10 protein-coding genes are annotated in these 11,792 nt (G+C 62.0%); 7 read left to right on the top strand and 3 right to left on the bottom strand.

The genetic code is table 11. The features are described from left to right. Positions 1–39: 39 nt before the first annotated feature. Positions 40–582 carry a hypothetical protein gene (locus B4394_RS16760; protein WP_078310999.1) on the top strand — a complete coding sequence of 181 codons (543 nt, stop codon included), beginning with the start codon at positions 40–42 and terminating at the stop codon, positions 580–582. 127 nt (positions 583–709) lie between these two features. Then, a complete protein-coding gene (locus B4394_RS16755; RefSeq protein WP_078310998.1) occupies positions 710–3,205 on the top strand; it encodes an FtsK/SpoIIIE family DNA translocase in 2,496 nt (831 codons plus the stop codon). Here B4394_RS16755 and B4394_RS16750 read toward each other — a convergent pair. Further along, positions 3,202–3,876 carry a carboxymuconolactone decarboxylase family protein gene (locus B4394_RS16750; protein WP_078310997.1) on the bottom strand — a complete coding sequence of 225 codons (675 nt, stop codon included), beginning with the start codon at positions 3,874–3,876 and terminating at the stop codon, positions 3,202–3,204. The genes B4394_RS16755 and B4394_RS16750 overlap by 4 nt on opposite strands. A gap of 49 nt (positions 3,877–3,925) precedes the next feature. Then, positions 3,926–4,471 (bottom strand): amino-acid N-acetyltransferase, encoded by a 546-nt coding sequence (locus B4394_RS16745; RefSeq protein ID WP_139360260.1) that lies wholly within the window; start codon positions 4,469–4,471, stop codon positions 3,926–3,928. 42 nt (positions 4,472–4,513) lie between these two features. On the opposite strand from B4394_RS16745, the gene pgsA reads away from it, so the two are divergent. Further along, a complete protein-coding gene (pgsA, locus tag B4394_RS16740) occupies positions 4,514–5,113 on the top strand; it encodes a CDP-diacylglycerol--glycerol-3-phosphate 3-phosphatidyltransferase (RefSeq protein ID WP_078311141.1) in 600 nt (199 codons plus the stop codon). Between the two features lie 188 nt (positions 5,114–5,301). On the opposite strand, the gene moeZ is transcribed toward pgsA, so the two are convergent. Further along, positions 5,302–6,465, bottom strand: a complete 1,164-nt coding sequence (gene moeZ / locus B4394_RS16735; protein ID WP_078310996.1) for an adenylyltransferase/sulfurtransferase MoeZ — start codon at positions 6,463–6,465, stop codon at positions 5,302–5,304. 469 nt (positions 6,466–6,934) lie between these two features. Between moeZ and B4394_RS16730 the strand changes: the two genes are divergently transcribed. The 4 genes from B4394_RS16730 (at position 6,935) to B4394_RS16715 (ending at position 11,492) form a co-directional block, all read left to right on the top strand. After that, the gene (locus B4394_RS16730; protein ID WP_170915009.1) at positions 6,935–8,101 is read left to right on the top strand and encodes an acyl-CoA dehydrogenase family protein; all 1,167 of its coding nucleotides are present in this window, start codon (positions 6,935–6,937) and stop codon (positions 8,099–8,101) included. 114 nt (positions 8,102–8,215) lie between these two features. Next, complete coding sequence (locus B4394_RS16725; protein ID WP_170915008.1) at positions 8,216–8,479, top strand: MoaD/ThiS family protein; 264 nt, start codon at positions 8,216–8,218, stop codon at positions 8,477–8,479. Between the two features lie 118 nt (positions 8,480–8,597). After that, positions 8,598–9,296 (top strand): class I SAM-dependent methyltransferase, encoded by a 699-nt coding sequence (locus tag B4394_RS16720; protein ID WP_170915007.1) that lies wholly within the window; start codon positions 8,598–8,600, stop codon positions 9,294–9,296. 1,395 nt (positions 9,297–10,691) lie between these two features. After that, complete coding sequence (locus B4394_RS16715) at positions 10,692–11,492, top strand: hypothetical protein (protein ID WP_286142101.1); 801 nt, start codon at positions 10,692–10,694, stop codon at positions 11,490–11,492. Positions 11,493–11,792 lie beyond the last annotated feature (300 nt).

Here is an 11,792-nt window from a genome sequence, read left to right as displayed (position 1 = left end):
TTGCTGACTCGGTAACCACGAATATCGGGAGGGGTTGGAATGCGGCTGCTGACTCAGTTGGCGGGCATCATCGCGCTGACACTGGGGCTTATTGTCGGATCGGTGGCCTCCGCGGCGGCGGATCCCGACATCTCGGGGGACCCGAATCCATATCCCGACGTCAACAACATCACCAAGTTCAAACAGGCCGACTTCGAGCAGTTCCTGCGTGATGACACCGACGGGGCCTGGTTCGCGACGCCTCGCGGATTGACCTGTGCGATCTGGATCGACGGGAGCTTCGGCTGCAACGGTTCGTTCCCCGGGGCGCCCGCCGGCACGAACCAGGTGGCCTGGTTCCCGGGCGATTGGCGTGCTCATTTCGACGCGACGGGCGAGTCACTGTTCACTCCCGCGACGCGGCCGCCGGTGCTCGCGCCGGGTAACTACTTCAATTACCGCGCCGTCAAATGTGCCGTCACCAAAGACGAGGGCGTCTATTGCTTCCGGGGACATTCGGCCAGCAGTTTCAACGGCGACCAGTTCTACATCGCCGCGAATCAGTCCTGGCTGGGCGAGACTAAGCCGCGCCCCGACCGCTAAGCCGGGTTTCTCAGGTCACGGGACTGTCTCGGGGCGGCCTCGCGTAGGTGACAAAACATTTGCTTACTAGCGGTTTTACCCGTGTTGCAGATGGTGCGGATGTGACTGTTGCGACTAGGCTGTCGCCATGGCGAGTAAGACTGTCAGCCGTTCGCGCGGCCGCAACACCAAGCCGGGACCCCGGTCGCGCAACACTGCGCCGACCCGTCGTCCGGCGCCCCGTCGCCGCAATCAGCGTCGTAGCCAGCACTGGACGACGCCATTGGTGGCGTTGGGCCGCGGGGCGCGCACCGGGTGGCATGCCTGCGCCCATGGCGTCGGGTCGTTGTTCCGGTCGGTGGGCCGCGCTCACGACATCGAGCATGGCCATCGGCGCGACGGCATCGCGCTGGCGTTGCTGGGCCTGGCGTTCGTGGTGGGCGCGAGCTCGTGGTTCCACGCCGCCAAGCCGGTGGGCGGCTGGATTGACGATGTCTTCCGTGCGGTGGTGGGCTCCGGTGTGGCGCTGGTTCCGGTCATCGCACTCGTCATCGCCGTGTTCTTGATGCGCACCGAGCCGAACCCGGAGGAGCGTCCGCGCCTGCTGCTCGGCTTCGCCATGGTCGCGCTGCCGATCCTCGGCCTGTGGCACCTGTTCGCGGGTTCGCCCGATTCCCCGGAGGGGCGCTCGGCCGCAGGAGGATTCGTCGGTTTTGTGATCGGCGGACCGCTCGCGCAGGGCCTCACCGCCTGGATCGCCGCGCCGCTGCTCGTGATGGCGATCGTTTTCGGTGTACTACTGCTGACCGGCACCACGATCCGCGACATCCCCGACACCCTGCGGAACATGTTCTCGCCCCAGGAGTATGACGAGTGGGACGACGAGGACCTGGACCCGGAGTGGGATGAAGAGGATCTCGAGCCGGAAGACGACTATGAGGCGACTCGCGAATTCAAGCGCGGGACAACGCCGATGGAGAACTACCCGCTCGAGGAAGAGGGAGCCGCGGCCCCCGAGCCTCCCGCCGCACCCGCGCCCAAGCCAGTACCGGTGGTCAAACCGACCAAGAAGGCCAAGCCCAAAGCACAGATGCCCGTTGTCGATCGGGTGGTCGAGGGCCCGTATGTGCTGCCCTCGCTGGATCTGCTCATCGCGGGAGACCCGCCGAAAGAGAGCAGCGCGGCGAACGACGACATGATCGCGGCGATCACCGGGGTACTGGAGCAGTTCAAGGTCGATGCGGCCGTCACCGGCTTCAACCGCGGCCCCACCGTCACCCGCTACGAGGTGGAACTCGGCCCTGGCGTCAAGGTGGAGAAAATCACCGCGCTGCAACGCAATATTGCCTATGCGGTGGCCACCGATAGCGTGCGCCTACTCGCGCCGATCCCCGGCAAGTCCGCGGTGGGCATCGAGGTGCCGAATACCGACCGGGAGATGGTGCGGCTGGCCGATGTGCTGACCGCGCCCGAGACCCGCAGGGATCACCATCCGCTGTTGATCGGCCTGGGCAAGGACATCGAGGGCGACTTCATCTCCGCCAACCTGGCCAAGATGCCGCACTTGCTGGTGGCCGGATCTACCGGTTCGGGTAAGTCGAGCTTCGTCAACTCGATGCTCGTCTCACTGCTGGCACGCGCCACGCCGGAGGAGGTCAGGATGATCCTGATCGACCCCAAGATGGTGGAACTGACGCCCTACGAAGGTATTCCGCACCTGATCACCCCGATCATCACCTCGCCGAAGAAGGCCGCGGCCGCTCTGGCGTGGCTGGTGGAGGAGATGGAGCAGCGCTACCAGGACATGCAGGCCAGCCGGGTCCGGCACATCAACGACTTCAACGCGAAGGTGCGCTCTGGCGAGATCACCACACCGCTGGGCAGCCAGCGTGAATATCGCCCGTACCCCTTCATTCTCGCCGTCGTCGACGAGCTTGCCGACCTCATGATGACCGCGCCCCGTGATGTCGAGGACGCCATCGTGCGCATCACCCAGAAGGCACGTGCGGCCGGTATCCACCTGGTGCTGGCCACTCAGCGCCCGTCGGTGGACGTCGTCACCGGCCTCATCAAGACGAATGTGCCATCGCGCCTTGCCTTTGCGACGTCATCGCTTACCGACAGCCGCGTCATCCTGGACCAGCCAGGCGCCGAGAAGCTCATCGGTATGGGTGACGGACTGTTCCTGCCGATGGGGGCCGGGCGGCCCATTCGCATGCAGGGCGCCTTCATCACCGATGAAGAGATCAGCGCCGTGGTGTCAGCCGCCAAGGAACAGGCCGAGCCCGACTACACCGAGGGCGTCACCGCCGCCAAGGTCGGCGGCGGTCCCGGTAAGGACGATGTCGATCCTGACATCGGTGACGATATGGACGCCTTCTTGCAGGCCGTCGAGCTCGTGGTGTCGAGTCAATTCGGCTCGACCTCGATGCTGCAGCGCAAGCTGCGGGTCGGCTTCGCCAAGGCGGGCCGCCTCATGGATCTGATGGAGACACGCGGAATCGTGGGCCCCAGTGAGGGATCCAAGGCGCGCGAGGTCATGGTGAAACCCGAGGATCTGGGCAGTGTGATGGCCTCGATCCGTGGCGGCGGGGGAGCCGACGAGGAAGACGAAGACGACGGCGGAGTGCCGGAAGACTTCTAAGTCCCCGAAGACTTCTCGGTGTCGTCGTCGCGCCGCAATGCGATGGCGTCGCCCACATCGAAGGACGTGAACCCTTCGGGAGCGGCGATTTCCACGATCGGCTCCTCGCGGTTGTCCCACTCCAAACGCAGCGCCGTGCTCATCACCGCGTGCATCTCGTACATGGCCGTGATGTAGGTGAGCTCCAGGATCTCCTCATCGGACAGGTGGGCTTTCAGCGCGGTGAACACCCCGTCGGGTACTCGTCCGCCGTCCAGTACCAGGCAGTCGGTGTAGGCCAGTACTGCCCGTTGTGCGGGGGTGAAGCACTCGGCGGTACTCCACGACGGGATCGCGGAGATCATCTCCTCGGAGATGCCGACAATGCGGCACGATTTGCAGTGCTGGGAGAAGACGAACTGGCTGCGACGTGCCCAGCCGGCCCGGGTCTGTCCGAGCTCACGCAAAACCGGATCCAGCTTGCGATCGGGGCTGCGGTAGAACGCGAAACCCTGGACCGAGTGCTTCAGGGCGTCGGGCACGAGCGCAAAAACCGTCCACCAGTCACCGGGTGTGCCGGTAGTGGTCCCCGGAGCGGTGACCGGATCGCGATCGCCGAAGATCTGGTCGTACATGCGATGGACAAGTCGGTCGTCGGTTTCGGCGCGGGACACTTGGCGCAGTCGTGGCATGCCCCGATCATGGCCGACGATGGCGCCGCGAGGGCCCTGATGCGCGGAATCAGAGGTGGACGAGCATCCGGGTATTGCCCAGCGTGTTGGGCTTCACGTAGCTCAGGTCGAGGAACTCGGCCACGCCCGTGTCATAGGACCGGCACATCTCCTCGTACACCTCGGCGGTCACCGGGGTGCCCTCGATCTCGCGGAATCCGTGTTTGGTGAAGAAGTCGACCTCGAAAGTCAGCACGAACACTCTTTGGAGTTCCAGATCCCTGGCGACATCGAGCAGGCGGCTGACAATCGCGTGCCCGACTCCGGCTCCCTTGAGCCTGGGGTGCACCGCGATGGTGCGCACCTCACCGAGGTCCGACCACAGCACGTGCAGGGCGCCACAGCCGACGATTTCCCCGTCGAGTTCGGCCACCCAGAACTCCTGGACCGCCTCGTACAGCGTCACCAGGTTCTTCTCCAGCAGGATGCGTCCGGCGTAGACGTCGACAAGCGCCTTGATGGCGGGCACATCGGAGGTACGGGACCGGCGAACGGTCACCGTGGGAGTCGTGTGCCCCAGATTCCCTGAGATGCCGGATGTACCTTCAGCGCTCATGCGTGAACAGTAGCCAGCCCCAGAACAGATAGGGTGTTTGACGTGCCGATGCCACCGGAAACCCAGCCTGATTCCGAGGCTTCGGCTGCGCCGGTGCCGCTGCTGAACATTGCCAACATTCTCACGGTGCTGCGCATCGTGCTGATACCGGTGTTCATCGTCGTCTTGTTCACCGAGGGCGGGCACCAATCTTCCTGGCGCATTGCCGCTTTCGGGGTGTTCGCGCTGGCCATCGCCACCGACCGATACGACGGCGTACTCGCCCGCCGCTATGGGCTGGTCACCCCATTCGGCCAGCTCGCCGACCCGATCGCCGATAAGGCGCTCATCGGCGCGGCGCTGATCGGGCTCAGTATGCTCGGAGATCTCCCGTGGTGGGTGACCGCGGTCATCCTGGTACGTGAGGTCGGAATCACGGTGCTGCGCTTCTCGGTGCTCCGCCATGGTGTGATCCCGGCAAATCGGGGCGGCAAGCTCAAGACCATGGTCCAGTCGTTGGCGATCGCCGGCTATCTGCTGCCGTTGACGGGGAATTGGCACACCGCTGCGATGGTCCTCATGGGGCTGGCGGTGGTCCTCACGGTCCTCACCGGCATCGACTACCTGGTGCAGGCACTGCGTCCCCGGCCTAAATCCGCATAACCCGGGGCTAGATCCCTGCCGCGACGTCCTGATCCTTGAGGCGCGCGGTTTACTGGCGGTCTTGGCCTGCTCCGGAGCGTTCCGCTGCTTCGGCGAGCAGGCGCAGCTGCGTCAAGCGGTCCTCGGTGCTGTACGCCGCTGGGATACCCATCAGGGTGTCCGCACCGGCGTCCGCGTACGCGTTGAGGTCAGTAAACGGGTAGTGATTTGTCGACTTGGTTCGCCCACGCGACTATGCCGCCGTGCAGATGCGTGGCATCCGAGAAGCCCGCTTTTTTGAGAAGGGCGAGGACTTCCGCGGATCGGATACCGGTCTTGCAGTGCAGCACGATCGGCCGGTCCTGCGGTAAATCCGCGAGCGCTTCACCGGAGAGGAAACGGTCCTTCGGTATCAGCTTGGCGCCCGCAATGTGCATGATGTCCCATTCGGCGGGCTCACGCACGTCGATCAGCTCGATGTCGTCGCCCGTGTCGATCAGCTCCTTCAGCTCGGGCGCAGTGATGGTAGACCCCACCGCTGCGGCCTGTCCTTCTTCGGACACCGCACCGCAGAACGCCTCGTAGTCAATCAATTCGGTGATCGGCTGACGCTCGGGGTCACGATGCAACGCAATGGTGCGGTAACTCATTTCCAGCGCGTCATACACCATCAGACGGCCAAGTAATGATTCACCCATACCGGTGATCAGCTTGATCGCCTCGGTCACCATGACCGAACCGATCATGGCGCACAGCACGCCGAGCACGCCGCCCTCAGCGCACGAAGGCACCATGCCCGGCGGTGGGGCCTCCGGGTACAGATCGCGATAGTTAAGGCCGCGCCCCTCAGGTGCGTCCTCCCAGAACACCGATACCTGTCCTTGAAAGCGATAGATCGAGCCCCATACGTAGGGCTTGCGCGCCAACACCGCGGCGTCGTTGACCAGGTATCGGGTAGCGAAGTTGTCGGTCCCGTCGACGATCAGGTTGTACTCGGCGAACAGCTCGATCGCGTTCTCCGGCTCAAGCCGGATCTTGTGAAGCCGGACGACGATGCCGGAGTTGAGCTCGACGATTGCGTCACGCGCGCTTTCGGCCTTCGAGCGGCCGATGTCGGACTCTCCGTGGATGATCTGGCGCTGCAGGTTCGAGGCGTCCACTTCGTCAAAGTCGACGATCCCGAGCGTGCCGACACCCGCGGCCGCAAGATAGAGGAGTGCCGGCGAGCCTAGCCCGCCCGCGCCGATCACCAGCACCTTGGCGTTCTTGAGCCGCTTCTGCCCGTCCACCCCCAGGTTCGGGATAATCAAATGTCGGCTGTAGCGGGCGATTTCGTCCTTGGTCAGCTCAGCGGCTGGTTCGACCAGCGGCATCAATTTCGGTGATGACACGTACGGACTCCTCTAATCAACTGGTGATCCCAGCGCAGCGATAGCACCTCCGGGTGGGGGTCCGTTCAGTGCCCGATGACGAAGCCGATGCCCCCAAGATTTTCGGAATTTCGTACCAATAGATTCCTCTGCAAAGCCTATTTCCGGCATTATCGGTGCATGCTCGGCATCGAGCTAATGTGGAAATTGTCGTGACCTAATGGACGTGTTCGAAGAGTATTGATTCTTGCCCATCGGTGGGTCACACTATTTATTATACTCATAATGATCGTAAATTCAGCCCCAGGCTGGAAGTACATTCTGGGGATGGCGCGGTGACTCTTAGGGGGCTGTCGTTAACCAATTTTAATGATTGATCTTGTGGTTTAGCACTGGTCAATTTAACTGGCTGCCAGTGCGCGATTCTGCTTGCCGTTCGTGTCCTGGTTGTTGATGATTGGAGCTGAGGGCTGTGTTAGATAGGGACGCTCGCCGGGCCGAGGTCGCTGACCTGGTCAAAACCCGCTGGGGGGATCTCTTGGCAGAGATAGGGGCGACTGTAGTTGAACGAGATGATGCGAGACTTCCACCGCCATCTGAGCTAATGTTTGCCACTGGGGTGACGGGTCTTCAGGCCTTTTCCCTGCCACGTGAGGCGGGGGGTGAAGAAGCCGATGCACTGACATGGGGAATGGTGTTAGAACAAATCGGCTACCTCTGCCGAGATTCAGCCTTGCCTTTGATCATGAATCACCAGGTGGATATTGCCCGGCTTATTTGCGAATCTGGTCGTTCCGATTTGATCGAAAAGTATGCGATACCAGTCGCCCAGGGTCGCTGCGGCGCAGGCATCGCATACACCGAAGACGCTGATGCGTTCTCATTCCGCACAGTGCTCCTGCGGCAAGAAAATAACTATGTGTTGAACGGGTATAAGTCTTATATAACCGGTGGTCAAATGAGCGACTTCTTCCTCACCTATGCACTGGACGAGACCGGCGATATGCAGGCGTGCCTGGTGCATAGTGACGACCCCGGAGTCACGGTGACGCCATCGGAACCCTTAGGTATGAAGACGGCGGGCGCCGCATCAGTCACCTTCGACAACGTTCCGTTGCCCGCCGGCCGGATACTCGAGGCGACTGACGGACTTACGCACGCTCAACGATTCCTCAGCAACCAGCGGCTGTGGATCGCGTGCGCCCCACTGGGACGCGCCCAAGCAGTCTTAGATGACTGCGCAGCGCAGTTGGCCGGCACCGTCCGTTACGGGGAAACCGTAGCCGAGCTGAAAAACGTGCAGGCCTCGCTCGGGCGCATGTATGTGGCAGTCGAATCGGCGCGGGCCATGCTGTATCACGCGTTGACCCGCGTCGCGGAGGGCAGGACTGAGCCGGTGTTCGATCCCGTGGTTTCCGCGGCCAAGTGCTTTGCCGTTGAACAGATCCGGTTCGTACTGGAGCGGGCGTTGAACGTGCTGGGTGGATACGGCTTTTACGGAAACCCGCATCTGGGCCGGTACATGCGCGATTTCTCAGGGTTGGCACTTGCCGCCGGCACGCAGGACATCTTGGAAATCAATCTCGGTGCAGGAGTGGTGGCACGCGCAAGTCGCCCGTCGAACCTTGTCCACGTCTGATCACGGCCAGCATGCGCGCGTAACCGGTACCGGCACAGGGCGCATTGGCTGATCACCGAAATGTCCCGACTCAGCGGGAGCCGGGTAAAGAATGAGACGAACGGAGAACATGCCATGATCTTCGAGTTCAGTGGAATATTGCAACGCGCGGCCGATAGCCGTTCAGTGTCGGTACCAGCGACCACATTCGGCGGTGCACTCGCAGAACTGACGGCCCAAATTCCAGAGATCAAACGAGTGCTGCTGGACAACACTGGGCAACTTCGTCAGGCCCACCGGGTGGTACTCAACGACGAACTCATCCAGCAACCAGACGGCGCCATGGCGCTATCCGCAGACGATCGAATCGCGTTCTATACCGCCGTCGCCGGCGGATAGCGTCCACCCTCCATTGACCCCAACCGGAGGCGAAATGCGGTCAGCAGAACTTCAGGGTGAGCTTTGGGGAGTTGGCGCCTCGGATTGGGTTGATGTCCAACAGCGAACCATCAGACCGGTGTCTCTTGCGGTCCTCGACGAGTTGGACCCATGGCGAGGCCGCTCGCTGCTGGACATCGGCTGCGGTGACGGCGACTTCACCAACCTGGCCAGTTGCCGGGGCGCGACAGTCACCGGGTTGGACGCCTGTCCGGCGTTGGTGGAGGTCGCACAAAAGAAGACACCTTCGGGGAGTTTCGAAGTCGGCGATATGGAGGACCTTCCATTTCCGGACGGTGCTTTTACCGTGGTTACTGCCTTCAATTGCCTGCACTTCGCCAGCGAACCCGCATGCGCGATCGATGAAGCCATCCGGGTCATGCGGCCCGATGGTTACCTGGTGCTGGCGACATGGGGCCCGCCAAACGAATGTGACGCCATCACGTACCTGCTCGACCTCGGCGGCCTGTTGCCGCCCGAAATATCCACAGCATCAACGCCACTGGACGCATCCGATCCCCATGCGCTGGATGTTCTTGTGACCAGGGCCGGATTAGCTCTGACCGGGCATCGCGTGGTGTCCTGCCCTTGGGAGTACACCGACCTGGGTACCGCGCTGCGCGGTCTGCTATCAACCGGCCCGGCAGCACTAGCAATCAACCATGCCGGACGGGATCGCGTCGCCACCACAATAGCCGAATCGATTGCGCCATACCGCCGCAACGACGGCTCCTATGTCCTGGAAAACACCTGCCACTACCTTGTGGCACGACACTAACCGCCGACCAGTGTCACACATGTAGTTGGAATTGCCCCGTCGTCCCTGTGGGAAAGGCTCCCACAGACAAGGATGGCCTCTGTCCCGCGGCGGGGGGCATGAAATCACTTGGGCGGCAGTAGGATACATCCGCCCATTTGTAGCCGGCGGAATGTCCGAAGTTACTGCGCATCAGCATATTTTGGCAGCGGCGTGCGGTATATGCGAGCGCAGGACGCGCGTCGGATCTGCCGTGGGGCAGTACCGACCCCGGGGGCGATGTTCGGTCCAACACCGTGCGTGGCTGTGTGTCGAGGGCTGTGCGCTTGCGCTGTCACAATGGTCGAGCATATGAACCCGACGGCATCGTCCGGTGTGAAGGCTTAGACAAACAAGCCTCTATGTCTCATCGAGAAAACAGTGCATTGATCGTTAGATAAGCCTGATTGCAGTAACTCTCGGGTCTCGTGAGGTTAGCTGCCGTGAAGGCGCTCGATGAGCCGCGAAGTGCGGTAGTTGAATCTGAGACTGCACATGGGCGAATCGGCTCACCGTGGGCTATCTGGGGCTAGCTGTAACCCAGATAGCGGTCGGGCCGACTGGCGGTGCGATTGTCGAATATCTTTGGGGCCCAACTGGTGCCCGTCGTGTTTCGGGATGCGCACATTTCGGAGACCGTCACCGCACAAATGTGATCTTGGTGGCAGAATCAGGGAATCGGCGGGTCTACGGAACGGTTACGGGTGTAAATAGCAGCCGTAATTTCCATGAGGGGAGCGCGTATATGCAACATTATCGGGGATGTGGTATGCGCGCTGTATTTCATTTAGTGACAGTGCAATACCACTTCAATGGTGGGCTGTTAGAGACATCGGTGCGATACGGCGGGCGTTGGCGTCGATCAGGGCGAAGGCGGCCGGGAATGACCCATTCGGCAGGCCGATGAGCGCTGCCGGTGGCGCTAGTTCGTCAGACCTTGCGGTGGGTGAACGAATTGAGTTGCGGCGCTTGGAGCTTAGGCTTTCGCGCAGACTCGTGGCCAATCTCGTAGGGCGCAGTGAAGAGTGGTTGAGGCTCGTGGAAACCGGACGGTTACGTCTGGACAGCGTTGAAGTGATCATGCGGTTGGCCAGAGCCTTGCGCATCGAAGACTTTCGGGACTTGATCGATTGGCCGGCGGGCCAAGTGATGCCGCAGTGCCGGACGGTCACAGACTTGTTGCGTCCAATGAGATCAGCGATTCTCGATCATCCCGCTATCAACGCAGCGGTTCTCCGGGAGGGCAATAGCCGGCGTAGTCAGGCCGCGCCCGCGGTTGATATTTCGACCGCACTGGATCTCTATGAGAGCATTTGGAGTGGACCCAGGGGACGTTATTCTCAATTGGCACAGCAGCTGCCTATCGCTCTCGCTCAGATGCGACAGCATTACTGGTACTCGGATGGCGCCGACGGGCCTGCAGATCTGATCCGGCTCTACCGTTTGTGTCGGGAGCTATGCAGCCGCGCGGGTGCCCATGACCTCGCTCTCATTGCGGCCGATCGCGCTATGTTGCTGGCAGGGTCGAGCAATCAGCCGATAGTGGTGGCTGCCAGCGCGTGGCATGTCGCCGACGCCCTGATTCAGTGGGGACGAGCGGGCGACGGTCACTGGTACGCACTGGCCGCTGCCGCAGGTCTTTCATCTGACGAGACGGGTGGCGCCGATGATGATGCTGCCTTACGTGGGGCTTTGCAGCTGCTCGCCGCGCAGACTGCCGCCACCGTGCCGGATCCGGCGGAGGCTAAGCGCCTGCTGGCCGCCGCGGAACACACCGCAGTAAGACTCGGTGAGCATCGCCAGGTGCATGGGGTCGGTTTTGGCCGCGACGAGGTGGGGCTCACTCGAATGGAGGCCGCCTTGGCCTGCAGTGACTTTGACGGAGTCATTCAGGCAGCGTCGTCTACTGTGCTGTCCGAAAAGTGCGCCGCGGGGCAGCGGGCTCGCTTTCACATTATGACAGCGAGGGCCTTCGCGGGTCTTCACGACGAAATGGGTGCGGCCTTCGAGCTCACGAAGGCCGCGGATAGTTCCGATGAGGATCTGCGCTACGACACCGACGCCCATCGAACCCTGCGATCGCTGCTGCGGCGTGACAATCAGCTGCTGAGACGAGATCTCGTAAGGCTCTCGCACCTCGCGGGTTTCAACGGTTACGCAATGAGCGAAGTGCGATAGTCGGAACCAAAAGTTCCCCGGCGGTACGTGTGGACGCGTTCCATTTCGGTGGTTTGATCTATCGCCTGTGAACCCGGCGTGTCTGCTCGATGAGTGCGTATACACCGTCCAACTCCCTTGGCCGTCGGTTCTCAAGAGAAATTTGGAGCTTGCGTACGCCGATCTTGGGCCTGGCGGGTCCGGGCTTATCAGGCAGAGATTGCCAATTGCGGTCTACCCAAGGCCGAATCTTCCATTGCACGCCAGGTGTTTTGGCCGAGTGGGTGTAGCCGCCGCATACGGTGGCTGCTCGAGACGGAT

Source organism: Mycobacterium sp. D16Q16 (assembly GCF_002013745.1).
In the GTDB taxonomy this organism is placed as follows: domain Bacteria; phylum Actinomycetota; class Actinomycetes; order Mycobacteriales; family Mycobacteriaceae; genus Mycobacterium.
This window is presented reverse-complemented; position numbering and strand designations above follow the sequence as displayed.

Excerpts from the sequence above, each read along its gene's own strand:
- B4394_RS16760 (WP_078310999.1), top strand. The coding sequence starts at position 40 with ATGCGGCTGCTGACTCAGTTGGCGGGCATCATCGCGCTGACACTGGGG.
- B4394_RS16755 (WP_078310998.1), top strand. The coding sequence starts at position 710 with ATGGCGAGTAAGACTGTCAGCCGTTCGCGCGGCCGCAACACCAAGCCG.
- B4394_RS16750 (WP_078310997.1), bottom strand. The coding sequence starts at position 3,876 with ATGCCACGACTGCGCCAAGTGTCCCGCGCCGAAACCGACGACCGACTT.
- B4394_RS16745 (WP_139360260.1), bottom strand. The coding sequence starts at position 4,471 with ATGAGCGCTGAAGGTACATCCGGCATCTCAGGGAATCTGGGGCACACG.
- moeZ (WP_078310996.1), bottom strand. The coding sequence starts at position 6,465 with ATGCCGCTGGTCGAACCAGCCGCTGAGCTGACCAAGGACGAAATCGCC.
- B4394_RS16725 (WP_170915008.1), top strand. The coding sequence starts at position 8,216 with ATGATCTTCGAGTTCAGTGGAATATTGCAACGCGCGGCCGATAGCCGT.
- B4394_RS16715 (WP_286142101.1), top strand. The coding sequence starts at position 10,692 with ATGCGACAGCATTACTGGTACTCGGATGGCGCCGACGGGCCTGCAGAT.